General features: G+C 64.0%; 23 protein-coding genes and 2 pseudogenes. 11 read left to right on the top strand and 14 right to left on the bottom strand.

Features of this window, described 5'->3' with window-relative positions; genetic code table 11:
- Positions 1-118 precede the first annotated feature (118 nt).
- The 4 genes from QCD70_RS06760 (at position 119) to QCD70_RS06745 (ending at position 4,872) form a co-directional block, all read left to right on the top strand.
- The gene (locus QCD70_RS06760) at positions 119-1,312 is read left to right on the top strand and encodes a sensor histidine kinase (protein WP_301214449.1); all 1,194 of its coding nucleotides are present in this window, start codon (positions 119-121) and stop codon (positions 1,310-1,312) included.
- Between the two features lie 8 nt (positions 1,313-1,320).
- Positions 1,321-1,971: a response regulator transcription factor gene (locus QCD70_RS06755; RefSeq protein ID WP_301214447.1), complete on the top strand. Its 651-nt coding sequence runs from the start codon at positions 1,321-1,323 to the stop codon at positions 1,969-1,971.
- A gap of 129 nt (positions 1,972-2,100) precedes the next feature.
- Entirely contained in the window at positions 2,101-2,454 is a 354-nt protein-coding gene (locus tag QCD70_RS06750) for a DUF4342 domain-containing protein (RefSeq protein WP_301214445.1), read from the top strand.
- A 201-nt stretch (positions 2,455-2,655) separates the two neighbouring features.
- A complete protein-coding gene (locus tag QCD70_RS06745) occupies positions 2,656-4,872 on the top strand; it encodes an MMPL family transporter (protein ID WP_301214443.1) in 2,217 nt (738 codons plus the stop codon).
- Between the two features lie 92 nt (positions 4,873-4,964).
- Here the strand turns inward: QCD70_RS06745 and QCD70_RS06740 are convergent, their stop codons facing one another.
- Together QCD70_RS06740 and QCD70_RS06735 are read right to left on the bottom strand one after the other, a co-directional pair.
- Positions 4,965-5,627 (bottom strand): pentapeptide repeat-containing protein, encoded by a 663-nt coding sequence (locus QCD70_RS06740; protein WP_301214441.1) that lies wholly within the window; start codon positions 5,625-5,627, stop codon positions 4,965-4,967.
- Positions 5,628-5,699: 72 nt separating this feature from the next.
- Positions 5,700-6,743: a zinc-dependent alcohol dehydrogenase gene (locus tag QCD70_RS06735; protein WP_301214439.1), complete on the bottom strand. Its 1,044-nt coding sequence runs from the start codon at positions 6,741-6,743 to the stop codon at positions 5,700-5,702.
- A gap of 153 nt (positions 6,744-6,896) precedes the next feature.
- On the opposite strand from QCD70_RS06735, the gene QCD70_RS06730 reads away from it, so the two are divergent.
- Positions 6,897-7,466, top strand: a complete 570-nt coding sequence (locus QCD70_RS06730) for a TetR/AcrR family transcriptional regulator (RefSeq protein WP_301214437.1) — start codon at positions 6,897-6,899, stop codon at positions 7,464-7,466.
- Between the two features lie 53 nt (positions 7,467-7,519).
- Here QCD70_RS06730 and QCD70_RS06725 read toward each other — a convergent pair whose 3' ends face one another.
- The 4 genes from QCD70_RS06725 to QCD70_RS06710 all read right to left on the bottom strand — a co-directional run bounded on the left by QCD70_RS06725 (position 7,520) and on the right by QCD70_RS06710 (position 11,803).
- Positions 7,520-9,955, bottom strand: coding sequence for a nucleoside triphosphate pyrophosphohydrolase (locus QCD70_RS06725; protein WP_301214435.1), 2,436 nt, complete (start codon positions 9,953-9,955; stop codon positions 7,520-7,522).
- Positions 9,952-10,599 carry a hypothetical protein gene (locus QCD70_RS06720; RefSeq protein ID WP_301214433.1) on the bottom strand — a complete coding sequence of 216 codons (648 nt, stop codon included), beginning with the start codon at positions 10,597-10,599 and terminating at the stop codon, positions 9,952-9,954. Before QCD70_RS06720 ends, QCD70_RS06725 begins: the two co-directional genes overlap by 4 nt.
- Positions 10,600-11,097 carry a hypothetical protein gene (locus tag QCD70_RS06715; protein ID WP_301214431.1) on the bottom strand — a complete coding sequence of 166 codons (498 nt, stop codon included), beginning with the start codon at positions 11,095-11,097 and terminating at the stop codon, positions 10,600-10,602.
- 451 nt (positions 11,098-11,548) lie between these two features.
- Positions 11,549-11,803, bottom strand: coding sequence for a hypothetical protein (locus QCD70_RS06710; protein WP_301214429.1), 255 nt, complete (start codon positions 11,801-11,803; stop codon positions 11,549-11,551).
- A 108-nt stretch (positions 11,804-11,911) separates the two neighbouring features.
- On the opposite strand from QCD70_RS06710, the gene QCD70_RS06705 reads away from it, so the two are divergent.
- Both QCD70_RS06705 and QCD70_RS06700 read left to right on the top strand, forming a co-directional pair.
- Complete coding sequence (locus QCD70_RS06705; RefSeq protein WP_301214427.1) at positions 11,912-13,168, top strand: Gfo/Idh/MocA family protein; 1,257 nt, start codon at positions 11,912-11,914, stop codon at positions 13,166-13,168.
- Between the two features lie 86 nt (positions 13,169-13,254).
- Positions 13,255-14,268 (top strand): sugar phosphate isomerase/epimerase family protein, encoded by a 1,014-nt coding sequence (locus QCD70_RS06700; RefSeq protein ID WP_301214425.1) that lies wholly within the window; start codon positions 13,255-13,257, stop codon positions 14,266-14,268.
- A 30-nt stretch (positions 14,269-14,298) separates the two neighbouring features.
- Here QCD70_RS06700 and QCD70_RS06695 read toward each other — a convergent pair whose 3' ends face one another.
- Positions 14,299-14,973, bottom strand: coding sequence for an AIM24 family protein (locus QCD70_RS06695; RefSeq protein ID WP_301214423.1), 675 nt, complete (start codon positions 14,971-14,973; stop codon positions 14,299-14,301).
- A 31-nt stretch (positions 14,974-15,004) separates the two neighbouring features.
- On the opposite strand from QCD70_RS06695, the gene QCD70_RS06690 reads away from it, so the two are divergent.
- Both QCD70_RS06690 and QCD70_RS06685 read left to right on the top strand, forming a co-directional pair.
- Positions 15,005-15,991, top strand: coding sequence for a cytochrome c oxidase assembly protein (locus tag QCD70_RS06690; protein WP_301214421.1), 987 nt, complete (start codon positions 15,005-15,007; stop codon positions 15,989-15,991).
- A 99-nt stretch (positions 15,992-16,090) separates the two neighbouring features.
- The gene (locus QCD70_RS06685; protein ID WP_301214419.1) at positions 16,091-17,047 is read left to right on the top strand and encodes an aldo/keto reductase; all 957 of its coding nucleotides are present in this window, start codon (positions 16,091-16,093) and stop codon (positions 17,045-17,047) included.
- 840 nt (positions 17,048-17,887) lie between these two features.
- Here the strand turns inward: QCD70_RS06685 and QCD70_RS06680 are convergent.
- From QCD70_RS06680 to QCD70_RS06655, 7 genes and pseudogenes are all read right to left on the bottom strand, one after another.
- A complete protein-coding gene (locus QCD70_RS06680) occupies positions 17,888-19,078 on the bottom strand; it encodes an ABC transporter permease (RefSeq protein WP_301214417.1) in 1,191 nt (396 codons plus the stop codon).
- Entirely contained in the window at positions 19,075-19,716 is a 642-nt protein-coding gene (locus QCD70_RS06675) for an ABC transporter ATP-binding protein (protein WP_301214415.1), read from the bottom strand. The genes QCD70_RS06680 and QCD70_RS06675 overlap by 4 nt, the downstream gene beginning before the upstream one ends.
- 65 nt (positions 19,717-19,781) lie before the next feature.
- The gene (locus QCD70_RS06670; RefSeq protein ID WP_301214413.1) at positions 19,782-21,128 is read right to left on the bottom strand and encodes an efflux RND transporter periplasmic adaptor subunit; all 1,347 of its coding nucleotides are present in this window, start codon (positions 21,126-21,128) and stop codon (positions 19,782-19,784) included.
- Between the two features lie 479 nt (positions 21,129-21,607).
- Positions 21,608-22,216, bottom strand: coding sequence for a D-Ala-D-Ala dipeptidase VanX (gene vanX / locus QCD70_RS06665; RefSeq protein ID WP_301214411.1), 609 nt, complete (start codon positions 22,214-22,216; stop codon positions 21,608-21,610).
- Positions 22,213-22,419, bottom strand: a pseudogene (locus tag QCD70_RS06660) (D-alanine--D-alanine ligase A); the annotation flags it as partial. The pseudogene QCD70_RS06660 and the gene vanX, both read right to left, overlap by 4 nt.
- A gap of 221 nt (positions 22,420-22,640) precedes the next feature.
- A pseudogene (locus tag QCD70_RS19200) lies at positions 22,641-23,447 on the bottom strand (hypothetical protein); the annotation flags it as partial.
- Positions 23,440-24,483, bottom strand: coding sequence for an NAD(P)-dependent oxidoreductase (locus QCD70_RS06655; RefSeq protein WP_301214409.1), 1,044 nt, complete (start codon positions 24,481-24,483; stop codon positions 23,440-23,442). The pseudogene QCD70_RS19200 and the gene QCD70_RS06655, both read right to left, overlap by 8 nt.
- Positions 24,484-24,570: 87 nt before the next feature.
- Here QCD70_RS06655 and QCD70_RS06650 point away from each other — a divergent pair, with 87 nt between their 5' ends.
- Positions 24,571-25,266, top strand: coding sequence for a response regulator transcription factor (locus QCD70_RS06650; protein ID WP_301214407.1), 696 nt, complete (start codon positions 24,571-24,573; stop codon positions 25,264-25,266).
- Between the two features lie 16 nt (positions 25,267-25,282).
- Positions 25,283-26,365, top strand: coding sequence for a sensor histidine kinase (locus tag QCD70_RS06645; protein ID WP_367316699.1), 1,083 nt, complete (start codon positions 25,283-25,285; stop codon positions 26,363-26,365).
- Positions 26,366-26,598: the final 233 nt, after the last annotated feature.

The raw sequence follows: 26,598 nt of genomic DNA, 5'->3' as shown, positions 1-26,598 counted from the left end.
CGCGAAGCGCAGTGGTTCAGCCGCCGCGCTGGACGAGAACACCCGCGCCCGGCGCCACGCGGCAGATCTACCGCGTCCGCAGTACCTTCTGTCGCGGACCCGGTGGGAGGATCAACGAATGACCGCGTCGAGCTCACCCACCGAGATGGTGGCGTACCGCCCCTCGTGGTATCGACGACCCGCACTGCTCGACCGCATCACCCTGATCACCATCGGGCTGGCCTCGGCCACCGAATTCGTGGTCCCCCCGCTGCAGGGATACGGCTTCGTGGCCTGGATCCCCCTCATAGTCTCCCTTCTCGGCATCGCCGTGTCTTACCGGTGGCGCTGGGTCGGCCTGGCAGTCATCGCTGCCGCGCCCTTCGTGGCCAATGCGGTGGACTGGGATCCGCTCATGGCCTGGAACCTCGCTGTGTTCGCCGCGTTCTCCCTCGCGGTCCGAGGCATGCCGGCGGTCATGGTCGGCCTGGTCATCGGCTCCGCCAACTACGTGTCCGTCTCGCTGTTCCACGACCAGGGCTTCGTCTACCCGGTATCGATCGTGGCTTTCGCATTCGCCCTGGCCGCCGCCGCCGCAGGCAGTGCCACTCGCAGCCAGGACCGCTACCGGCGCGAGCTCGAACAGCGCTCCCTCGAAGCACTCGCGACTCGCGATGCCGAGGCGAACCAGCGCGTGAGCGAGGAACGCCTGCGCATCGCCCGCGACCTGCACGACGTGGTGGGGCACGAGATCGCGGTGCTCAACATGCATCTCGGAGTCGCCGAGGTCAGCCTCCCGGCAGAGGCCGCTACCGCCCGATCGTCCCTCACCTCGGCCCGGTCGAACGTGCAAGCTGTCCTTTCGGAGACCCAACGCATCCTGCACGTGCTCCGCACCGACGAGCCTGAATCCGCTGCCGGCGATGCGTCACGGCCCACGCCCGACCTCGGCGGCATCGCGCGCCTCATCGACTCCTACCGCTCGGCCGGCGTCGAGGTGCAGGCCGAATTGTGCGAGGCGCCGGAGGCGATCGATGCCGAGGTCAGCACGGCCGCGTTCCGGATCGTGCAGGAGGCGCTCACCAACTCGCAGCGCCATGGCCCGGGTGCCGTCTCGGTGACGACCCGGTCGGATGGCGGCATCCTGACGATCACGGTCACGAATGCCCGGGCGCGCCGGGCACCGAAGACTGCCGCTGCGCGGCGCGGCTACGGTCTGATCGGCATGCGCGAGCGCGCCACGTCGGCCGGCGGCCGCCTCGAGGTCGTCGACACCGACGACGCGTTCATCGTCGTCGCGACACTGCGCATAGACGGAGGGCAGATCCGATGATCCGGGTGATGATCGTGGACGACCAGGAGATGATCCGCGCGGGCCTGCGCGCGATCCTCGAACCGCAAGCCGACATCGAGATCGTCGCCGACGTCGGCGACGGGTTCGAGGCCCTCGCCGCGATCGACGGACTGAGCGTCGACGTCGTGCTCATGGACATCCGGATGCCCGGCATCGACGGGGTCGAGGCGACCAAGCGTCTGCGCGCCGCCTACACGAGCGAGCAGCTGCGCATCATCGTGCTGACCACCTTCGACAACGACGAGAACGTGTTCGCGGCCCTGCGCGCCGGAGCCAACGGCTTTCTCAGCAAGGGCATCGGCCCCGCCGAGCTGGCCGCGGGCATCCACGAGGTGGCGACGGGCGGCGGGGCACTGTCGGCCTCCGCGAGCGCCGCTCTCATCGGCCACGTGGCCCACGAGAGTCGACCCGCTGCGGACGCCGCCATGCTCGACCGCTTCTCGGCGCTCACCCCCCGCGAGCTCGACGTCGTGAAGGCCGCGGCGCGCGGACTCGACAACACGCAGATCGCCGCCGAGATGTTCGTGTCGCCGTACACGGTGAAGACCCACGCGAACAGGGCCATGGCGAAGCTGGGAGCGCGCGACCGCGCCCAACTCGTGACATTCGCCTATCGGGCCGGGTTCGCGGCGTCGTAGTACTGCATGTGAATCGGGTGAGTCGTACCCGGGACTGATGCGCGCAGCGCGCGACACGGCCAGACTGGAATCCAGGCGTTCCGAACCGGATCGTCGTACGAACATCGACGTCAGACAGGACGAAACGACATGAGCGACAAGAAATCCACGTTCGAGCAGTTCGAGGTCGCCGGCGACAAGCTGGTCGAGACAGTCAAGAACCTCATCCACGAAGGCAACGTGCGCCGCATCATCCTGAAGCGCGAAGACGGCAGCGCCCTGCTCGAGATCCCGGTGAACGCGGGCCTCGTCGGCCTCGCACTCACCGTGGCGATCGCCCCCGTGCTGCTCGCGATCGGCGCGATCGCCGCGGTCGTCTCGAAGATCACGCTGGTCGTCGAACGGCGAGCGGATGCCGCGGGTTCCGTAGACGGCTCGGCCACGACGCCGGCCGCGAGCCCGACGGACGGCCCGGCCGAGCCCGACCCCTCGGCATCCATCTGACGCAGCAGCGCAGCGCAGTAATTCGGTGCAGCAGGAGGCACTCCTCGTCGAATAGCGACGAGCATAGGCCGTGGCTGCACCGAGTTGCCGGCCGTCTCATCCAAACGCATTAGACCGCACGATCCAGCAGGACGATTCCGAGGAGAACACCGCTCGCGAGTATTGAGGTAGACCTTTCCGCCTCACTCCAAGGAGCCTCTCTTGTCCACATTCCTCGCCCGCGTCGGACGGTTCAGCGCCCGACACCGCATGGTGGTGATCGGAGCCTGGCTCCTGATCTTCGCCGGCCTCATCGGCACCCTCGTGATCGGTGGCAACCTCGCCTCGCCGGCCGCGGCAACCGACTCGATTCCCGACTCTCCTGCGTCGCAGGCCCTCGATCGCATGAACGACGAATTCCCCGCCTCGGCCGATGCCACAGGTGACACGCTGCAACTCGTCTTCCAGCCGGATGGCGGAGACGTCTCCGACCCGGCGGTCGCGGCGCAGATCGCCGACGTCCTGAGCGAGGCCGCGGCACTCCCCGGAGTCGACGCCGTCAGCGATCCGTTCGACGCGAACCGGCCCTACGTATCCGAGGACGGCACCCTCGCCGTCGCGACGCTGAGCTACGGCGAGCTGTCCGACGCGAAGCAGGTGTCGTCCTACGACGCGGCCCTCGAGCTGCAGGCGAACGCGCCGAACGACCTCGGCGTCGAACTCGGCGGCAACCTCGTTCCCCTCGGCGCCCCCGAGCCGGGCATCGGCGAGGGCGTCGGTGTGATCATCGCGTTCCTCGTGCTCATCCTCACCTTCGGCTCGCTGCTCGCGGCCGGCGTCAATCTGCTCATCGCCGTCTTCGGCGTGGGCGTCGGCCTTGTCGGAGTGCTCGCCTACGGCGCACTGTTCCCGCTCGGCGACAACTCCATCATCCTGTCGGCCATGCTCGGCCTCGCCGTCGGCATCGACTACAGCCTCTTCATCCTGTCGAGGTTCAGAACAGAGCTGAGAAGCGGCAAGAGCGTCGAAGACGCGGTGGCCCGGGCGACGGGAACCGCAGGCACAGCCGTCGTCTTCGCCGGACTCACCGTGATCGTCGCTCTCGTGGCCCTGCTCGTCGCCAACCTCAGCTTCATCACCGAGATGGGCTTCGCCGCCGCGGCCGCCGTCGCCGTGGCCGTGCTGCTCGCCCTCACGCTGCTGCCCGCGCTGATGCGCACCATGGGCACGCGAGCCCTCTCGAAGAAGCAGCGCGCGGAGCTCGCCTCCGGAACCGTCTGGGTGGAGGGTGCCACGCAGAAGCGTGGACTCCTGCGCGGCTGGGGCAGCGTCGTGGTCAACCGGCCGATCGTCTCGGCGCTCGCCGGCATCGTGGTTCTCGTGATCGTCGCCCTGCCGCTGTTCAGCATGAAGACCGCGTTCAGCATCCCCGGGGGCGCCGATCCGGAGTCGACGGAGCGCACCGCCTACAACCTCATCGTCGACGAGTTCGGCGGCATCCAGAGCCCGTTGATCGTGCTCGCCGAAGGCGACGACATCGCCTCGAAGGCGCCGGATGTCGAGGGCCGGCTCGGCACGCTGGCGGGCGTTCAGCAGGTGGTTCCGGCCGAGATCTCGGCCGACGGACGCATGGCGCGGATCGTCGTGATCCCCGACGGCGGCCCGATCGACCAGGCGACGAAAGACGTGGTGACCACGATCACCGACGATGCCGACTCGCTGACAGGCGTGCACCTCGAGGTCACCGGCGAGACGGCGATCGGTCTCGACCAGGACGCGGCGCTCACCAGCGCGCTGATCAAGTACATCATCGTGATCGTTGTCATCTCGATGCTGCTGCTCGTCGTGATGTTCCGATCGCTGCTCATTCCGCTGATCGCGACGCTCGGATACCTGCTGTCGGTCGGGGCCTCGTTCGGAGCCAGCACCGCGGTGTTCCAGTGGGGCTGGCTCGACGCAGTGATCGCCGCGCCCCAGGGCGACCCCATGATGAGCCTGCTCCCCTTGCTGCTGGTGGGCGTGCTCTTCGGCCTCGCCATGGACTACCAGGTGTTCCTGGTCTCGCGCATCAAGGAGATGCACGACCGGGGAATGTCCCCGAAGAAGGCGATCCGCGAGGGCTTCGCGCGCTCCGGACCGGTGCTCGTGGCGGCAGCGACCATCATGACCGTGGTCTTCGCCGGGTTCGCCACGGGAACCTTCGCGATCGGCGCATCCATCGCCTTCGGACTGATGGTCGGCGTGATGGCGGACGCGTTCATCGTGCGGCTCGTGCTGATTCCGGCGCTGCTCAGCCTGCTCGGCGAGTCCGCCTGGTGGATGCCGAAGTGGCTCGACCGCATCGTTCCGAACATCGACACCGAGGGCCATGCTCTGGATGCAGCGGCGCCGGTCTCCGCCTCGGGTGCGGAGCGCATACCGGTGGGTGCCGGGGTGTAGCGGCGGGGCTGTTCGCCCTTCGACAGGCTCAGGGAACGCTCCCTGAGCCTGTCGCCGCGCTGTTCCCTGAGCCTGTCGAAGGGCCCGTCCACTCAGTCCTCGACGCGGATGCCCAGGTGCTCGGCGAAAGACGACGCCAGGTCGGCGACCTGGCCGCTCGACAGCGTCGCCCCGGCGAGGGCGGTGAACCCGTCGAGGCGGGAGAGCTCGGCGCGACGCAGGTCGACGTTCTGCAGCGTGGCGTGGTTGAGGCTCAGCACTCCGATCGTGCAGTCGACGAACGCCACGCGGTTCAGCTTGGAGCTGCTCAGGTCGAGCTCGTCGATCGAGCATCCGGTGAACAGCACGTCGAGCAGGTTGGCTCCCGAGAGGTTGGCGAAGCCGAGCTTGGTCGACGAGATGTGCACCGACGAGAGGGCTGACTCGTACAGCTCGGCGGAGCCGAGGCGCGATCCGTCGATCGTGACCGAGCGCAGCTCCGCCCTGGGGGCCGAGAAGATGGGCGCGTTCAGCCGATGGATCTCGACGTCGGCGAACGTCGCCCCGCGCAGAGAGGCATCGTGCGCCTGCAGATCGTCGAACGCGCACTCCCTGAGCTGGACGCCCGACAGGTCGCGGCCGGACAGGTCGGCGCCCTCGAAGCGCAGGCCCTCGTAGACGTCGTGCGACCGGAGCGTCTCGGGGTCGCCAGCGACGAGGTCGTCGAGCCTGATCGCATCCAATCGGGGTGCCTGTGTACCGGGCTTGCGCGCCATGATCAGCCTCTCTCCTGCGGGCGGCCGCACGGGCCGCCCCGCAGAAGTCTAGGCAACGGATGGGCCTCGCGATCAGTCGAAGGTGACCACGACCTTGTCCGCCGCGCCCGGCGTCGCGGCGACCTCGAATGCTCGCTGCACGTCGGCGAACGGAAACACGTCGCTCACGATCACCGCGTACTTCTGCCAGTTGGCGATGATGTCCTGGGTCACCTCGAAGATCTCGGTCGGATAGCCCATCGACAGCACGATGGTCAGCTCCGAGCCGAGCAGCTCGCCGAAGTCGACCTCGACCGGCTTCTTGTGCACTCCCACGATGCCCAGCGTCGCCCCGTGCTTCGCCGCGCCGAGAATGGCCTTCACCACCGGGGCCGCGCCCGTCGCATCCAGGTAGATGTCGGATGCCGGCTTCCGCACTCCCCGACGCGCCGGTCCTTCGCCGTGCAGGGCGACCAGCCGCTCGACCAGGTCCTCCTCTGCCGAATTCACCACGGCATCCACCCCGATCTGCAGGGCCTTCTCGAGGCGGGACGCGATCACGTCGACCACCACGATGTGCTCGACGCCCAAGGCCATGTAGCTGATGGCGGCGCCCAGCCCGATGGGACCCGCGCCGAAGATCACGACCTTGTCGCCCGGCTTGGGCCGGGTGCGGTTGACGGCGTGCCGAGCCACGGCCATCGGCTCGTTGAGCGCAGCGACCTCGAACGGGATGTGGTCGGGCACGATCGCGAGGCTCGTTCCGACGACCGCGTTCTCGACGAGCAGGTAGTCGGCCATTCCGCCGGTCGCACCGCCCGAGCCGATGATTCCGGATGGCGCCGCCATGGGGTTCACGACCACGTGGTCGCCCACGCTCACGCCGACAACATCGCTGCCGACCGCCACGACCTCGCCGGCGGGTTCGTGGCCGAGCGGGGTCCGGCCCTCGCGACCGGGGAGCCCGCCGATGGCGATGTACATCGCGTCGGAGCCGCAGATGCCGCACGCGCGGATCTTGACCAGCACGTCGGCGGGCCCGGCGGTGGGCACGGGCACCTCGACGACGGAGGTCTGGCCGGGGCCGGTGACCATCGAGAGCGCCATCGAAGCGGGGGTGGTGGACAGGTCGGACATGCGGTTCTCCTCGGGCGTGGGGCTGGATGACGGGTAGTCGAATGATGTAAAGATAGCCGATCGGCTATCTTGGATGCGCCGACTCCCGGGCTACTCTCAGAACGGGCGTTCCGACCGACGCGCCCACGAGCATCCGACCGGAAGGCGCAGCGTATGGGCAGGCCCGTGGCACCGCGGGGAGAGGGCCGTTCGCGCCTGCTCGAGGCCGCGCTCGCGCTCTTCGCGCAGCACGGGGTGAACGGCACGTCGCTGCAGATGATCGCCGACTCGCTGGGCGTGACGAAGGCCGCGGTCTATCACCTGTTCAACTCGAAGTCGGAGATCGTGCTCGCGGTGGCGGCCCCGGCGCTCGCGCAGATGGAGCGCGTGGCGGCGGAGGCGGAGAAGGGTTCGAGCGCGCAGGAACGCTTCGACCTCGCGCTCGCCGGACTCGTCGACCTCGTGCTCGACAACCGACTGTTCTCGGCGGCGATGCAGCGCGATCCGCAGGTGGGGCGCGAGCTCGAGGAGGCGACGGAGTTCCGGGCTCTCGCGAGCAGACTCGATGCGCTGCTGATCGGAGCCCAGCCCGCTCCCGAGGCCCGGGCGGCGCTCGCGCTGGCGGGCGGCGGCCTGCTCGTGTCGGCGGTGAACCCCGCGATCGAGGGCATCCCCCGCGAGACCCTGCGCCGCGTGTTCATCGAGTCGACCTCGAGGGTGCTGAATCCCTTAACCCCAAAATGAACAATCTCCGGACGCAGTGACTCACCGAAATCTCTTCGATTCAGCGCCTACGCCTAGAGGTCGAGGAAGAGCAACTCATCTCCGGGCTCAGATTTTGTTTCGCCCTCTTGGCTAATCTCGATTCGGGCACCCCTGTAAACAATGCGGACTGACCGGTCGCCAAGCTTCAAGACATATGTTTGCTGCTCTCCTGCAACCGGCGGCAAGGCACTGAGGATGATCTTGTCCAGATGCTGTTGTACTTGCCACGGGCGGCGACTAGGACCTGCATCATCGAACCCATCTAACTCGTTGTCGGAATCCGAGGTCTGCCTTCCAGCACTTACGAGTACAAGGCCCTCATCGAAGCCTCCCCTGACCGTCCGCTTTTCAGCGCGTCTCTCGCGAACATCCGACCTTCGAACGCGAAGCGCAACCCTAAGTGAATCGAGCACTTCCTCGACATCGGCTATCTCGTCTGTGGCTTGTTCGGTTGTCGCAGCGCGGAGCAGTTCGAGCGATTCTTCGACAAGTTTTAGCCGCAGCAGGCGCGTCCTCTCAGTTCCTGCTGCCCGGTACGAAACGACTACCTCTCCATTCGACTCGATCTGATCAACGATGTTGTCCCGCACCAATTTGTTATGAATTGTGAGTGGCTGTTCGAATTGGCTCACACAACTTACTGCTACTCCAGCGCGACGAATTAGATAGTAAGGATGAGCTAGAGGACTCCCAACGAGCTCCACGGTCAGGTCCCTACTGGTGGCCACTTCTATGACCTTCGTCACAAAGTCCTTATCTCGAACTAGGTCAGGTCCGGGGACAATTCGAAGGACCTTGAAGCTCGGGCCAGCATCTCGACCCACGCTATCTAGCTCTTCGGTGGTCGTCACTGTCCGGCGATCCTTGGCTGGCGATATTGAACCTCGCACGTCGGCTTCATCCGCGTCACGAATCTGCTGAAACCACGGTAAGTACTCTGCATCCGCGCCTTCGAGAATGCCAATGAACCACATGGTAAGAACTGGTGCTCCTGCTTGCTTTGCTAAGCGGGAGGCCCCTGCCGCCACGTTGCGTATCTGATCCTCAGACATACTTGCCCGCCATATCCACTCCGTCGGCGATTCACGGTATGTCCATGTTCCGTGCTCATCGATGTCGAGGAAGTTTGTTTTGCCCTCAATCGAGCGCCACACCTCACCGGTATCCACATTGGCCCAAGCGCTGTCGTGCGGAAGCCAGGCGAGCCCATCCGGCGTGCCCCACATGCTGTCAATCTCTACAAATGCCTGGTCCGGATAGGCGAGACTCCAAGCGCAAGCTCTTGCCCGCAAATAGCGATGAGCAAGAAAAGCAATATTCTCCGGGCCGACGCCAGCGGCGATCAGGCTGGAACAGGTCTGCCTCAAGAAAGCCTCTATAGCGACAGGATCCGATTCTGTACCGGTCTTTGGAAGCATTAGCTGCGCGCCAGCACCACGAACATCGGTTCGAACGACTATGTGTCCTGACGCCAACAGTGCGAGATCTTCTACGAGACCTGGCACTACCTCATCACCGTTTAGTGAATTAATGATTTGGGCACCTTCGAGTATCCAAACTCGCGCTACTGGCAGGCCAGAGTCCGAGAATTTCCTAAGGGCGCCCGCCTTATCCCAGCCCGTCGAGTCTGCCAGGACATCTCCCGAGAGCTCTGCCCAAACATTGAGGCTTGTCTGGTCGATGCTCTCCCCTCGCCGGGCCGACCACGCGTCTCCAGGCGCATTGCCGGTTGTGGGCGGCACGCGGTCGGCTTGCACCACCCAGATACGCTCGCCATCCCAGACCCACTCGAGGTGATGACGGAAAGGGAGACCGCTGAGTAATTTGGCTGCACCACGAAGAACTTTTTCGATCGATCGCACATTCGGGCACATGAGCGCACCATCGCCTGCTGGCACAGCGCCCGTCACTCGCCAGGTCTGAGTAGTGCCTTGATTTCCAACGAACATTTCCGAAACCCAGGACGTCGTATCACGACTCACGCGATGTTCATTGGAAAGGTGCCCCCGAACTTTCACATTGATGAATGGCTGGACGACGACGCCGAGGTCATTTTCAAGTCCGACCGACTTCCACATTGCCACGATCGATTCCTGCATGCTTGCTGCAGAGGCTTCGGCCGTAACGGATTCGTACTTACCCCGCTCTGAGACCCCTTCCCGCGCCGCGGAGCTCCTGACAAATATGCGCTTCGAGCTCGTATGCGAGGTCATCCGCGACAGGACATGCTCAAGACGCTCCCTGTCTTCGGAATCTGACGCAAACGTTGCTGTTATGTCACCAGCTCGGTACATGCGGTGTGCGTGCGGACCAACAATCAGAGTTTCCGGATACCAATTCGGCGACAACCGAAGTAGCCCAGCACCTTTGCCACCAGCCTCTGATACCTCGGCCAGCCTGAACTCGTTGGCCGACAGCGACGGACTAGAAAGAAAAAGGCTGCGCGGGTTATGCGTGTTTTCTGTCATTTCTCCTTCGCGTTCTGCTGACCAGTGGCCTTACGTTTACGCGCGAGCCCCAAGTTGTCTTCGGCAACCCGCTCCAAGCTGCTGAATGCGCGATCCGAGAAGTAGCCAAACACGACTGACAACCCCAGCGCACCAACGTTCGTTCTGACTAGCTCAGGACCGAATAAAGGGATCGCACCTGAGGCGCAAAGCAGGATAACCGTTAGGGAGGCACCACCCGAGAGAAATGGCGTGAAGATTCGCCAAAGCCTGCGGTCCCTGTTCCACAGGCCTTTCGCGACGGTGTGGTAAAGCCATTTCATCGAAAAGAGCGTTCCACCCAACAGCCCGCCTAGGTAGGACAGAACAAATGGAGATAGCGACTCCCACGTCTGCGATGGGACGATCTGATCCGGCATCGTCGAGATAATCGCCGCGAACAGAATGCCGGCTATCGTGCCGGATAAACACAGCCAAACGAAAGCAGCCTCAATCTGAATTGCTCGCCGAGCGGATTTTTCCCAGTATCTCGAACGCCAGTCACCGAGTTTTCTTTCATCCGTGGGCTCATCTGGCGCGAAACCTGGAACGTCCTCGGCAGGGGCAGAAGCGTTTCCCTTTGGAGGTACTCCCTCAGGTACGGGATCCGATTCGCCCGCGGACATCTAGATGTCCCTGAGCCGAGCACGCGTCGAGGATACAGTTCCTGGCCGCGCGTCCTTCTTCCAGTCCCACTCAGAAATGCCGAGCTCCAGCGCAATTGCACGACGCACCACCTGACTCGGAAGGTGAGAGCTACGCGTTACCCAAGAGCCCGTTCGATCACTTATGAAGATGTAATCTTCCTCGGCTATTGGCTCGACCCGGCCCTCGATCCGAGTCCATTCAAACTCACCGAGTTCGCCGGCCAGATTAGAAATCGCTGCTCTGAGATCAATGTCGAGAGGCACTAAATGCATGTGCGCATGATCGACCCCGCACGCTGCAAGCCTGCCGACGCCCGCTGACCCATGTTCAAACATGACCGTCGATCCATAGGCACCCCGCAACAAGGAGCGAGCATTCTCTAGAAGTTCCGAGAAACCATCCCAGTCGTCGAAACTCAGATCGGCTAACGAGAGAACATGGACGGCGGGAAAGGCAAGAAGCCAGCCCTCGACCATAGACCCAACAGAAGGAACCAGGGATCCCGAACGTGATTCGAGCAGGAGAGGCTCGAATGAATGAAGGGCGCAGAATTTGCAGTCGGAGGACTCGTCCCCCGAAAGCTGAGGCATTACCGACGCCGCTGCACTTATCGTCACGATTTGTTTTCCCAACCCTCAAACGAAACTCTAGTAGTCACGTCGATTCTAGATGCGGACCCCTGACGGTCCCCCTGCGAGTGCGAGATTATCTCGGCACACCGCTCCTCCGCGGATCATGCCCGCCTCTATTGCCGATAATTACGTGGTCAGGCAAATTTAGACTCACCGCCCGAAGCGGCATTCGTCGACAAACAGGAGATTGCCGTCAATGTAATTCGACGCATACGACGTCAAGAACACCGCCGCACCCGCCAGTCATTCGATTGCCCGAGCCGCCTGCTGGCATGGGCTTGTAGATCTCCTTCGATCACACCGGGTCGGCCTTCAGCCCCTCAGTGAGGCGAGTCGGCGGCAGATAACGTTGCCCCGCGCCACGCCGCGTCGCGCGCTTGACGCCGTCGGAGGCGCGCTCTCCGAACTGACTGCCAACAGACCGGTCGCGCCCTGCAAAGTCGATCGCATCGAAGCGCAGGCCCACGAACGTGTCAGGAGGCTCGCCTACCTCGACATTGCGGGCCGATAGATCGTTGACGCTGATCCCATGCAATCGCGGTTCACTCATGCTGGACTTGCACGCTACGTAGAGCTTTTCGTCAGCGTTCGGAGCGGCGGCCAATTCAATCAGCGCAGCCGTCGCAGATCACGCGACCAGCGAGTGCCGCGATAATGGATGCACACCGCAGCACAACGCGACGACGCGAACGGAGACGAAGTGAGCCAGGACCCCGCGACTCCCCAGACGGCCGCACCGCTCGGCGTAGCCGTCATCGGATACGCCTTCATGGGCAAGGCGCACTCGGGCGCCTGGCGCAATGTGGCCGCCTACTTCGACGTTCCCGCCGTGGAGCAGACCGTGCTCGTCGGCCGAGACGCGGCCAAGGTGGCTGCGGCCGCCGAGAAGTTCGGCTGGAAGGACAGCGCCACCGACTGGCGCGCCGTGCTGGAGCGCGACGACGTGCACATCGTCGATGTCTGCACCCCGGGCATCCTGCACCACGAGATCGTGCTCGCGGCGCTCGCCGCCGGCAAGCACGTGATCGTCGAGAAGCCGCTGGCCAACACCGTCGCCGAGGCCGAGGAGATGGCCGAGGCGTTCGAGAAGGCCCGGGCCAACGGGCAGCACGCCATCGTCAACTTCAACTACCGCCGTGTTCCCGCGATCGCGCTGGCGAAGAAGTTCGTCGACGACGGCCGCATCGGTCCCATCCGGCACGTGCGCATCAGCTACCTGCAGGACTGGCTCAGCGACCCCTCGTCCCCCATGAGTTGGCGGCTGCGTCGCGACGAGGCCGGCTCGGGCGCGCTCGGCGACCTCGGCTCGCACGCCACCGACCTCGTGCTGCACCTCACGGGCGAGAGCATCGACAGCCTCACCGGCGGCGTGCACACCTTCGTGACGCAGCGCCCCGCCGGTGACAGCGGCGACGGCGCGATCGGCGGCTCGGCCGCGGGCTCCGGGCCGGGCTCGGCCGACGTCGCGCTCGAAGACGTGACAGTGGATGACGCCGCGTGGGCGACGGGCCGGCTCTCAGGGGGCGGCATCATTCAGCTCGAGGTCTCGCGCTTCGCGCTCGGCGCCAAGAACGGCCTCGCGCTCGAGATCTACGGCGAGAAGGGCAGCCTGACGTTCGACCTCGAGAACCTCAACGAGCTGATGTTCTTCGACTCCGGCGATGCGCCCGGGGAGCAGGGATTCCGACGCATCCTCGTGACCGAGGCCGGGCATCCGTATATCGGCCACTGGTGGCCCGACGGCCACATCATCGGCTGGGAGCACACGTTCGTGCACCAGTTCGCAGACTTCCTGAACTCCATCCGCGACGACACCGAGTCGCAGCCGTCGTTCGCCGACGGACTGCGGGTTCAGAAGGTGCTCGCCGCGGTGGAGAGTTCTGCCGCCGCAGGCGGCGCATCCGTCACCCCGTAACCGATCCGTTCCCTGAGCCTGTCGAAGGGAAGCGTTCAGACGAGTTCCCTTCGACAGGCTCAGGGAACGAGCACAAGGAGAAGCACATGACACGCCCCGTCACCCTGTTCACCGGCCAGTGGGCCGACCTTCCCTTCGAGGAGGTGGCCCGGCTCGCGGGAGAGTGGGGCTACGACGGTCTCGAGATCGCCTGCTGGGGCGACCACCTCGACCCGTGGCGCGCCGCCGAAGACGACGCCTACGTGCAGTCGCGCCTCGACATCCTCGAGAAGAACAACCTGAAGGTCTTCGCGATCTCGAACCACCTCAAGGGGCAGGCGGTCTGCGACAACCCCATCGACTTCCGGCACAAGGACATGGTCTCGGCGAAGGTCTGGGGCGACGGCGACGGAGAGGGTGTGCGCCAGCGCGCCGCCGAGGAGCTGAAGAAGACCGCGATCACGGCCCGCAAGCTCGGCGTCGACACCGTCGTGGGCTTCACCGGCTCGAGCATCTGGCAGTACGTGGCCATGTTCCCGCCCGTGGGTCAAGACGTGATCGACGCCGGCTACCAGGACTTCGCCGACCGCTGGAACCCGATCCTCGACGTGTTCGAGGGCGAGGGGGTGCGCTTCGCCCACGAGGTGCACCCGTCGGAGATCGCCTACGACTACTGGTCGACCGTGCGCACGCTCGAGGCCATCGACCACAGAAAGTCGTTCGGGCTCAACTGGGACCCGAGCCACATGGTCTGGCAGGGCATCAACCCGGTGGAATTCATCACCGAGTTCGCCGAGCTGATCTACCACGTCGACTGCAAGGACACCCGCATGCGCAACGGCAACTCGGGGCGCGCAGGCATCCTGGGCTCGCACCTGCCCTGGGCCGACCCGCGCCGCGGCTGGGACTTCGTCTCGACCGGGCACGGCGACGTTCCGTGGGAGGACGCGTTCCGCGCGCTAAACCACATCGGCTACACCGGACCCATCTCGGTGGAGTGGGAGGACGCCGGCATGGACCGCCTGCGCGGCGCGCCCGAGGCACTCGCCTTCGTGCGCTCCCTGCTCTGGGAGGCACCGACGGCCTCGTTCGACGCCGCCTTCTCGACGAAGGTCGACTAGCCGCAGCTGCGCCCGGCGCAGCTCGTGTGACTACGCCGTCGCGACCACGCCCGTGAACTCCGACGGCTGCACGATGACCCAGCCCGGTCCGTGGAACGCGTACTGGAACGCCTCGCCCGACCCACGGCCGATGAAGGCGCCCGCGCTCAGCGACGACTTCACGGTCGGCTGCAGGTTCGCGCTCCAGGCGACGGTGGCGTTGATGTCGGTGAACGTGGGCTGCTGCGAGCAGTCGAGGATCATCGGGGTGCCCTGCGTGGCGACGGCCATGTGTCCGTGGCCGTGCACGGTCGTGTTCCAGAAGCCGCCGGCGAGCATGCTCGCACCCTTGAGCCGCGTGAGCTCGTAGCCGAGGTCGGCCTGAAAGGCGAGAAGCGACGTTCCGTTGATCGTGATGCCCTCCCCCTCGAGCTGGATGAGGTGGATGTTCGCCCGGTGGTGCGCGAAGAACACGTCGCCGTGTCCGAACACGCGCATGAGCGGCTGGTCGTCCGACGAGACCATCTTGCGCAACAGCGCACCGGCATCCCTCGCACCCTCGTGCTTGAACTCGATGTTGCCCTGGTAGGCGACCATCGCACCCTTGCGGGTGATGATGTCGCGCCCGGGCGTGACCCGGGAGCGCAGCATGTAGGGGTTCTGCAGGGCCATCAGAGCGTCGGATTCGACCTCGTTGTTCTCCTGGCTGAAGAGTGTCGAGCGCATGGGGAGTCTCCTTCTCGTGCGGTGCGGGTGGATGGCCCCCAGCCTAGGGGGTGGCCCAGCCGCGAGGAGTAGCATCCGTGAGGTTCGATCCCTCGCGAAAGGCACGCAGACGCCTCCCCTCGACACCCTCCTCGGCTCGTGGTCGCTCGACCCGGTCGCCCTCGCGGCGATACTCGCCAGCGCCGCGCTGTATGCGATCGGCGTGCGGCGCATCCGGTCTCGCGGCGGGCGCTGGCCGGTGTCGCGGACCGTGCTCTTCATGGTCGCCGGCCTCGGCTCGTGGGCCGTGGTCTCGTTCGGATTTCTCGGCACCTACAGCGACCAGCTCAGACTCGCCTTCACCACCCGCATCGCGCTGCTGCTGTTCATCGTGCCCGCCCTGATGGTGCTCGGCCGCCCCGTCGAGGTGGCGCGACGCGCCCTCGGCCCCCGCGGCTCCGCGCGCCTCGAACGCGTGCTGTCGTCGTGGGTCGTTCGCGTCACCGGCAACGCGGCCTTCGCCACCCTGTTCGCCGCGCTCGCCTTCTGCGTCTTCCTCACTCCGCTGGCCGGCGTGCTCAGGCTGAGCCCCGTGGCGGAGCCCGCCATCGGTGTGCTGGTGCCGGCCATCGGGCTGCTGTTCGCCCTTCCGCTGGTCGAGAACTCGGCCGCGCGCAGCACCCTGTTCATCACGGCCGAGTTCCTGCTGGCGTTCGTCGAGCTGGTTCTCGACGCGATTCCGGGCGTGCTGATGCGACTGAACGACGGCGTTCTGGATGGCGTCGGGCCGGGCGTCGTCAGCGGTGTCGGCGCGGTCGCGTCACAGCTGGCGCCCGGCTGGTGGCCGACCCCGCTGCACGATCAGCATCTCGCGGGCGACCTGCTCTGGTTCATCGCCGAGATCGCCGACGTTCCGATACTGATCCTGCTCTTCGTGCGCTGGTCGAGGCTCGACCGCCGCGACGCCAAGAAGATGGATGCGCTGAGCGACGACGAGATGGACGCCCTGACCCGCGCGCACCTGGAACGCCGCGGCTGAGCGCCCGCGCCCGTTCGGCGCATCCGCGCCCGGCCGTCCAGCAGCGGATGCGCCGAGTCGGCGCGGATGCATCCGGGTCGGTGCGCGTACGCTCGAACGGTGGATGACATCGACATCGAAGACAGCATCGCATCGCGCCTGGGGCTCGGACTCGCCGCCATCGGCCGCCCCGCGTACATCACCGGCGGGCGCGCGAAAGACCTGGGCGAGGGTGCCGATCGCAGCGTGGATGCGATACGCGAGCGGGCGCACAAACTTCTGGATGCCGCGTGGTGGCTGGGCATCCGCTACGTCGATGCGGCGCGCTCGTACGGGCGCGCCGAGGAGTTCCTCGGATCGTGGCTGGCCGCGCATCCGGGGTATCGCGACGAACTGACCATCGGATCGAAGTGGGGCTACGAGTACACCGGCGACTGGCGCCTCGACGCGCCGCAGCAGGAGCGCAAGGAGCATTCGCTCGCGATGTTCGAGCGGCAGTGGGCCGAGACGCAGGCGGCGCTCGGCACAGAACCCGACGTGTACCTCGTGCACTCGCTGACCTCCGACAGCACAGCCCTCGACGACGGCGCGCTTCTCGACAGGCTGCGCGCCCTGCGGGAGAGCGGCGTGCGCGTGGGCTTCTCGACGAGCGGGCCTGCGCAGGCCGAGGTCATCGAGCGCGCGCTCGGCCTGGCCGATTCCCCGTTCTCTGCCGTGCAGTCCACCTGGAACCTGCTCGAGCCCTCGGTGGGCGAGGCGCTCACCGCGGCGAACGATGCCAAGTGGCTCGTCGTGGTCAAGGAGGTGCTGGCCAACGGGCGGCTGACATCGCGCGGCGAAGAGACGGCCGCCGCCGCGCTCGCCGCCGAAGACGGGCAGCGCCTCGACGGGCTGGCCATCGGCGCGGCCGTGGCGCATCCGTGGGCCGACATCGTGCTGACCGGGGCGGTGACCCGCAAGCAGCTCAAGCAGAACCTCGAGGCGCGGGCGCCCTCGCTCGACGAGGAGCGCCTGGCCGAACTGGCCGAACCTGCCGAAAAGTACTGGGAAGCCCGCGCCGCCCGCCCCTGGAGCTGAGGCGCTGCGAAGGCCTCTCCGGTAGTTCGGGGTCGGCCGGTCGAAAGGTGGTGGGCCTTTGACCCCTCACTCGATCTCTCGTCTACAGACCTAGATGCCTGGATTCCTCTCACGATCGCCGCGGTTGGCCTTGTAGGCGGCGTTGCATTCTGGGCCGTGTCTCGACGAATGCGGAAGCGTGCGTTCGCTGCAGTTGGACACGTCGCATTGTTCCTGATTGGCGGCGGTGCGCTTGGTACCGCGCTAACGCCTGCAGCGCAGGCCGCGCCGTGTCCCGTCGCGTCCACGTCCTCATCAACAACCCTGCCGTCAGCGTCGCCCACTCCAGTGCCTACCGAAACGACCGTTCCGACGGTCCCGCCGGCCATTGAACCAGACTTCACCCCGAGTGTTGTGGCGCCAGCCGAGGTTGCGTTCGGCACCCCCACGACGGCCACCTTCACTATGACTGAACTCAATGGTGCACCCGCAACTGGACCGATCACGTTGTTCCTTGAGTACGCATCTTGGATGACGCCGACCATCGTGTCTGCGGGTGCCGGCTGGACTCTCATCGGCGGAGGGAACCCCGGCGATGAGTATGTGCAGTATGAGTATTCGGGACTTGCCCCAAGCGCGACCACAACCTCGCTCGTGATTTGGTACGACCCAGGCCAGGCTACGGTCACGTCAACGAACGTCTTTACAGTCACCATCGGTTCAGGCAGCAGCGGCGACAGCAACGTCGCGAACGTTACGGATATGCAACCAGACCGTCGTTCAACTCTCGTGGCGCTTCATTCCTCTTGCGCGGATAGTTGCGATGATCGCGCTCTTTCCGCCGGCGACATCCATCTCACATCAGGCGCCCACGCGCAGCGCCGCCACGGGATTCATCCGCGCCGCCTTCACCGCAGGGTAGGTGCCGAAAAAGATTCCGATGGCGATCGAAATCCCGGCCGCCAGACCTATGGTGGGGACGTCAACGATGGGCATGACGCCGGTAACGGGAAAGAGGGTCGCGATCAGTGCGCCGGCGACGCCGAGCGCGCCACCGATGATGCTCAGACCAGTCGCTTCAAGCACGAACTGGCCCGCCAGGGAGATGGGCTGAGCGCCGAGAGCCTTTCGAATCCCGATCTCTCTGGTGCGTTCCCGAACGGTGAGCAACATAACGTTGGTGACCCCGATTCCTCCCACGAGCAGACTGATTGCCGCGACGCTCGACAACAGGTTGCTGAGACTCTCTTGGGTACCGCCCAGCGTTTCGCGCAGCTCATCCGATGAAGAGAAGTACGGCGTCGGTTCGCCGCGTGCCGCGAGGATCGCTGCCGCTTGCGACTCTGCTGCGTCGACTGTGTCAGGACTCGTGGCGCTGAGGGCAATCGAACCGAGGTCGTTGTAGCCCGTGATGATCGCTTCGACGTGGTCGATCGGCTCGTAGGCGGTGCCGCCGCTGGCCATCCCGTACATCGCGTCGATGGCTGTCGGGGCCAGAACCCCGATGACGAGAGTCGGCGTGTCGGCGACAATGATCGTCTGGCCCACCGCAGAAGACCCGTCGGGCAAGAGCGCCATCTGCAATCCTTCGTCGATGACTGCAACACTCTGGTTGGTGAGTGCATCCGATGTTGTAAAGAATCGACCAGCGCTGAGCTTCGCGTTCGTGATTGAAAAAAAGTCCGGTGTCGTGCCCATTATTTGCGGGGAGGCGGAGACTGAACCAGCACTGGCCGTGGAGTTCCCGTACACGATTGGTGCGACGAGACCGATGGCGGTACCGAGAGGGTCCGAGGCGAGGGAGTCTCTATCTGCCCGCGTGAGAGGAGTAGATATTGATCCCTGGTCATCCGTGGCCGGGTTGACGTAGATGGCGCTTGCTCCGAGCGAGGCGACCTGCGCGTTCACCTGCGCGGTCGTCCCATTGCCCACGGCCACGAGTGTGATCACGGAACCGACTCCGATCAGGACCATCAGGGTTGTCAGAATCGATTGGGTGAGATTGCCTCGCAGGCTTCGAACGGCTGCGGCGACGAGGTCCAGCGGACTCACGATGTCACCTTCTCGTTTCGGTAGGAGCGTTCAATTCGGCCGTCTCGCATCACGATGACCCGTTGCGCGCGCGCAGCCACCTCATCTTCGTGAGTGATGACAATGACTGTCGCGCCCCCACCATGCAATTCGTCGAAGATGGTCAGTACATCTTCTGTTGCGTGCGAATCGAGATTGCCTGTGGGTTCGTCAGCGAGGATGAAAGTCGGTCGGTTCACGATGGCGCGCGCAACAGCGACACGCTGCTGTTGCCCCCCGGAAAGCTGATTCGAGCGATGCCTTTCTCTGCCCCGCAAACCGACCTGTCCGAGAGCAGCCTGGGCACGGTTCTGCCGCTCGATGCGGCCGACACCGGCATAGACCATCGGGAGTTCGACGTTGGCGAGTGCCGTGAGCGAAGGAATGAGGTTGAACGACTGAAAAACGAATCCGATCTCCGTGTTCCGGATGGAAGCCACTTTCTTTTCGGGAAGGTCCGAAACGAGACGACCTCCGATCTCCAACGACCCAGAGCTCGGTTGGTCGAGACAACCCAGAATGTTGAGGAGGCTGGATTTTCCTGCGCCGGACGGGCCCACGACGGCGAGGTACTCACCGGAAGGCACGACGAGATCGACGCCGTCCAAGGCAGATACCATGCTCTCACCCTTCCCATACTCGCGTCGGACTGCCCGAAGGGTGATGGCCGTGTCTCGCACGGTCATCAGAAACCCTCGCTGCCGCTGGAGCCGTCCGCGCCATCGCCCATACCATCCTCAGACGGCGTTGCGATCTGTACGACATCGTCGACCGCGAGACCGTGTGTGATCTCCACGACTCCGTCCCCGGAGAGGCCTACCTTGATAGGCACGATCTTGCCGTCCGTGTCAGATTTCTTCCTCGGCGCCAACTGCGCTGTTCCTTCGCCGGGGCCGGTCATCGTCACGGCAGACATCGGCAGAGTCGGCACATCGACCGCGCTGGCTGTCACGATGCTGACCAATGCGGTTTCTCCAATCCTCACCGTTGCCGGCGGGGTGGTGAGCTGGATCGACGCAGCGAAAGTGACGATTCCGGCGGCGTTCGTCTGTGGTGTGGGGGCGATAGAGACGACCGATCCTGACATCGTGACTGTCGAATCTCCGGCCATGGTGACTGTCACTGATTGCGCTGGGGCCACTGTGCCGATGCTGGCTTCGGGAATGGCGGCCGACACGAAGAGCGACGACGTGTCCGAAATTGTTATCAATCCGCTAGGGCCGGTGGTAGCGCTCCCCGCCGTTGCGCCCGAGCCGGACTCTCCCGGCGATCCTGCGGAACCGCTCGAGCTGCCGCCTCCGGTGGTCACGGATCCGACGGTGCCGTTGATCGCTGTGACGACACCCGCAATCGATGCTTTTAACACCATTTTATCGCGTTCGGCCTGCGCAGCATCGACGTCTCGCGAGGCATCGTCTCGCGTGTTCACTGCATTCACGACGTCGGTGTCTCTGAGTGGCAGAGCATTCTCTAGTTCGCGGACGGCTGCAACAGCAGTTGAATAGTCAGGAGAGTCCGCTGGTGTGGCATCGCGAGTCGCCCGAGCGTTCGCAAGATCGGTCGCCGTATTTGAATAGGACTCACGTGAATTGTCGAGTGCGGTCTCAGCCGCCCCCAAGGCGCCCTGTGCTTTTGCCAGCGCCCTATCGGCGTCGGCTGAGTCGATCGTCGCCAGGTCCTGTCCGACGACGACCGGCTGACCGATGGTCACAGAGATGCCGGTGATGGTGCCGGGGTTTGAGAACGATGCGTTCGACGTTGCGGCCGCAGTGATCGCGCCCTTTGCCTCGACTGTCGTCGTGACAGTGCCTGTTTCGACCGTGGCGGTCGCAATCTTCGCGGCGGGCTGTTGCGCGAACGGGTGCGCGACGAGCACGACGACACCCAGGATGACGGCAATGACCGTGACAGATAGGCCGACGACCCACAGCCGCTTTCGGGGAAGACGACGAGACAGCGGAGTGGGGCGCGTCTCGCTGAAGAGGTGCTCGTCGAGCGGCGTCAGCGGATCGTCCGGTTCGGGTTTACTCATGGAAGGTGCCTCCTCGGCGTTGGTAATGGGAATTTGGCCGTATTCAACCGGTCAAAGCAACATCTGATCGGGAACCTGTTGAATCGAATTCTTCGATAACGAGATTGTCTTGCCGAGCGTGCCGGAGGGACCTACTACACGATTGGGCGTCTCGTACTGCAGTCGGAACATCCGCCGCGCACGGCTCTCGACCGCCGATCAACCTGCGGAGCCATCTGCGATCACCGGAGGGCATGTTTCATTGAGCTCGGCAGTCAACTCGAAGTGCCCGGGCTCATTTTCATAAACACGACAGAGACCGTTGGCTCCCCGAATTCGTCCATCCATCCCCAGCTTCTTGGTCTTTCAGATCGATTGCGTCACCGGTAACGTGCTCTAACTTGTCGCCTCTTTTGACCCATCTGGCGGCCTTGGTCGAAATGCCATGATCTTGGATGGCCTCATCGAAGAGAAGACGCGAACGCGAGCCATGTCGATCCCTAGTAGATGGGGAAATCGAAGTAGGTATCGGGGTATGGCTCCTCAGCCAAGGTGTAATGCCACCATTCCCGCTCGTATGCCGTGAAGCCGACGTCCTCCATCACCGAGCGAAGAAGGGACCGGTGGGCTGTCTCCTCGTCGGCAATGCCTTCGGCTCCGTGGTGGGAGAGGGTATCCATGACATCGTGGTCGGTGCCCATCGGGGCGAGTTCGAGGGTGGCCAGGTCGTAGAGAGTCAGATCGACTGTGCTTCCTCGGCTGTGACCGGATTGGGTGGCCACGTATCCCTGCTCGAACATCTCCGGGCGATCGATACGCGGATAGTGGCGGAGCTTTGTTCTCCCGTCGTCGGGCGAGTGAGACCAACGGACAAAGCAGTCCACGGCGCGCTGGGGGCGGTATCCATCCCAGAGGTGGATGCCGAAGCCCAAGGAGACAGCCTTGTCTTGCGCACGGGTGAGGGCTGCGCACAACTCATGCGTGCCGACGATCCGATTGGCGCGATAGCCATCGACTGGCTTTCCCGTGAAGTTGTCCCACGTGGCGTATTTGGAATCCCACCGAATGCCGGGGGCACTCTCATCAATGAACGCAAATCCGTGTCTCACCGCTCGCCTCCCCCTAAGGCCACGGCCACAAGTCGGTCGATGATCTCAGACAGGGTGATTCCTGCTACGGCCATCATCCGCGGGTATCGGCTGTATGAGGTCAGCCCAGGGAGTGTGTTGACCTCGTTGAGAACGATCGTTCCGTCGTGCTTCAAGAACATGTCCACTCGCGCAAGCCCACGACATCCCAACGCTCGGTAGACCGTTTCGGGGGGGGGCGGGCCCCGCCCCCCCCTATCTGGGGTGTTATATTGTGGTAACCCCCAACGCGCGTTTTGGGCGCCGTTGTGGGGGGTTGGTTTGTTGTGGTGCGGGTGGTGGGTGGGGGGGTTGGTGTGGTGGGGGTGGGCGGGCGGGGGGGACGGGCGCGTGGGCGCGGGGGGGGGCGGGGCGGGCGGGGGGCGGCCGCCCCCCCCCCCCCCCCCCGATTCTCTGGAGAGATATCTGCTGGAACCACGAACGTCGAGTTTGCCGAGCCTTGCTCGGGCTTGGCTTCTTGGTGGATCCGAAAGAAGCCGCTGGTTAGTGCCACCCTGTCGGGTTCGCCTACAAGAAAGTCGCGCCCAGCACCCAGCATTGCGCATCCAATCTCGTCCCCGATGATGGCTTCCTCGATCAGAACCGTGGAGTCGAACTCTCTGGCAACCTCGACTGCCTTGAGCAACTGCTGTTTGTCGTCGACCTTGCTGACCCCGAAGGACGAACCAGAACGTGCCGGCTTCACGAACACCGGGTATGAGTACTGATCTGGGTGGATCTCGTCGTGAGGCTCGGCCACCCAGTAGCCCGGTGTCGAAATCCCTGCACTTCGCGCCACCGTATAAGCGAGAGATTTGTCCATGGCCAGCACGGACGCCTGAATCCCACACCCGACATAAGGAAGTGCGGAAAGCTCGAGCAGCCCCTGGATGGCCCCGTCTTCGCCGAGCGTTCCGTGCAGAACGGGAAAGACCACGTCGAGAGTGATGGTCGAATACTGCTCGCCGTCCAGCACCAGCAGACCGTGAGTCGATCTGTCAGGCGACAAGGCTACCTGAGGTCCGGAGCCGTTGTCCCAGCCCTCCCGCGGGGCCTCGCAGAGAGTCCAGGCTCCCGTCTTGGTGATCCCGATCCAGACCGGTGAGTACTTGCTCAGGTCGAGGTGCGCAGCCACTTCCAGGGCAGACTTCACAGAGATGTCGTGTTCCTCAGAAACTCCGCCGAAGATAATACCGATTGTCAATTTATCCATGGTGTCTTCTGCTTCCGAATCGTGCGCAATTGATGAGGCTGTTCTCGACGATGTCGCTGAGAGCGCGCTCCGTGTAGAAACCGATGTGAGGGCTGATCACCACGTTGGGTAGTTGTTGAAGACGAGCGAGTTGGTCGCGCACCACAGGTGCGTTCTGATGATCGGCATAGAAAACGCCCTCTTCGTTTTCCACGACGTCAAGTGCAGCGCCTCCGAGGCGACCGCTTTCCAGTTCGTCGAGAAGAGCATCGGTGTCAACCAGTGCTCCCCGAGCGGTGTTCACGACAAAGGCGCCGTCCGGTAGCTGGGCGAGGCGGCTTCGGTGAAGAAGGTGATGGTTGGCGGGGGTCGACGGCGTGTGCAGAGTGACGAGATCGCTCTGCTGCAGCAGCTCGTCCAGGGGCAGGTAGTCATGCTCGGCACGGGGCCGGGTGTCATAGGCCAACACTCGACACCCGAAACCTTGCAAGCGGTGCATGACCGCCGTACCGATGCGGCCGGTCCCGATGACGCCCACCGTGAGGTCGCGAAGAGCCGTACCCCGCACCTCACCAAGGCGGTAGTCCCGCGCGTCAACTCGCCGTAGCACCGATTTGGTATCCCTGATGGCCATGAGAATCAGCATCAGCGTGTAGTCCGCGACGCTGTCAGGTGAGTAGCCGACGTTCTCTACGGTGATCCCCACATCCTGCGCATATCCCACATCGAGATGGTCGGTACCGATGCTTCGCGTGGAGATGTACTCCACCCCCGCCAGGCTGAGTTCCCAAAGAGTTGCATTGGAGATCTGTGCTGTGTGGTTGACGCTGATGCACCGGCTGCCTGCAGCCAAAGCAGCGGTCGCCGCTGAGAATGGTCGCTCAGAAACGATCGGCTCGACCCTGAATCGAGTCGCCATTCCGCGGAACAAGGCTGCTTCGTACGAACTGCACGCGAAGACGGTGAGACGAGTGGGCTGTGAAGACGTGGGGGTTGAGGCGGAGTGACTGCCTACATGATGGAGGGCCGCTGTACGGGCCCGATGGCGGTGTGTCATGAGGCAAGTCAAGACGGGGGCGTGTTGCGTTCCCGTACCTGAATTTTCATACGCTGAGAATAAGTCGAAAAATCATATGATCAAGGCATGCGTGTTCTTATCGTCGAAGACGAGCCTGTATTGGCCGATGCCCTTCATGCTGGGCTGCGGTTAGAAGCGATTGCCTCTGATATCGCGAATGATGGCGACATGGCGTGGGAGATGCTCTGCGTGAACAACTACGACATTGCCGTTCTCGATCGCGACATCCCCGGTCCATCCGGGGACGAGATCGCGCAACGCATCATCGCCTCGGGCAGCGGCCCATCGATCCTGATGCTCACAGCGGCCGATCGTCTCGACGACAAGGCGTCAGGTTTCGAGCTCGGAGCCGACGATTATCTGACGAAACCATTCGAGTTTCGAGAGCTTGTACTGCGAATCAGGGCACTCGACCGTCGGCGGGTGAACCGGAGACCTCTCGTGCGGGAGATTGCCGGACTTCGGATAGATCCTTTTCGCCGGGAGGTCTACCGCGATGGACGCTACGTCGCCCTCACCCGAAAACAGTTTGCTGTCCTCGAAGTGCTCGTCGCCGCCGAAGGAGGTGTCATCAGCAGTGAGGAGCTTCTTGAGCGAGCCTGGGATGAAAACGCCGATCCCTTCACCAATGCGGTGCGAATCACCGTCTCGACGCTGCGTAAACGACTGGGCAACCCGTGGTTGATCTCCACCGTTGCCGGCGTCGGCTACCGCATCGAAACCTCGGAAGACAGTGTTTCGGCGAGTGCTCTCAGTGGATAGGGCGCATGGTTTGAGCGTGCGCGCCAAGTTGGCTATGAGCTATGCGGGAGTTGTCGTGCTCACCGGCTCCCTCATTCTTGTCGCCGTCTGGGTCTTTCTTCTTCGCTATGTTCCCGAAAGCGTGTACCCCTACACCGATACAGGCGAGTTCAGCCCGAATCGCCTCGATCTCATCCGGGTGTTCCAGCCCGTCGCTGCGATCGTGATGATCGTTCTGGTCACCGCTGGCCTCCTGGGAGGCTGGGTCCTCGCCGGGCGCGTGCTCTTCCCCCTCGATCGGATAATGGACGCAACGCGCAAAGCCTCCGCAGGATCGTTGTCGCATCGGATCCAGCTCCCAGGCCGCAACGACGAGTTCCACGAGCTCGCTGATGCCTTCGACACGATGCTCACCCGACTCGAGGCCCAGGCGCTCGAACAACAACGATTCTCAGCCAATGCATCTCACGAATTGCGAACTCCCCTGACGATCACCAAAACACTTCTGGATGTGGCCCGAACCGACCCTGACCCGGATGTGACCGCCACGATCGAGCAACTCGCCGCCATCAACGAGCGAGCTATCAACCTCACTGAGGCGCTGCTGCTGTTGGGACGCGCTGACCAGAAGTCATTTGTTCTCGAGCAGGTCGATCTCTCTCTCATCGCCGAGCAAGCAGCGGAGATCCTTCTGCCCCTTGCAGAAAAAAACGGCGTCGTCATCGACACTTCGGGGGAGTTTTGCCCCTCCCAGGGCTCCCCCGCCCTCCTCCTTCAGCTCACCACGAACCTCATTCATAACGCCATCGTGCACAATCTGCCCAATCACGGACGCATTCACGTGACTTCCAGCAACCGAGCGGATTCAGTGATCCTGACCGTCGAGAACACCGGCCCGGTCGTGAATCCAGAGATAGTAGCCACTCTCACCGAGCCTTTTCAACGGGGCGTGGAACGAGTCCGCAGCAACCATGACGGTATAGGGCTTGGCTTGGCCATCGTCTCAAGCATCGTCACAGCCCACAACGGGCTGCTCAGCATCACGGCCCCACCGACTGGGGGTCTACATGTCGAGGTACGCCTCACGCCGCGGATGCTGCCTGTCCCCCAACACGAGTGATCCGACATAGGAGCTTGCACGCTTGAGTCGTCACCGAAACTACCGTTCGTCACAGAACCTGCAGATCTTCAGTCCCGACCCGTTTCCGCCGAAACATAATACTGCTGAAGGTCAGGGCGATGAAGTCAGCATCGTCGGTGAGAACGCAGCTGATATCCGACGCCGGCTTAGCCATTCCACCTGTTGTCCACTCCGTTGATGAGCTAGAACCACAGTTTGCACTTCTCCGGTCC

Origin of the sequence: Agreia sp. PsM10 (assembly GCF_030433855.1) — a bacterium.
GTDB lineage: Bacteria > Actinomycetota > Actinomycetes > Actinomycetales > Microbacteriaceae > Agreia.
Note: the sequence above shows the minus strand (reverse complement) of the source record. Positions and strands in the feature narration are given on the sequence as shown.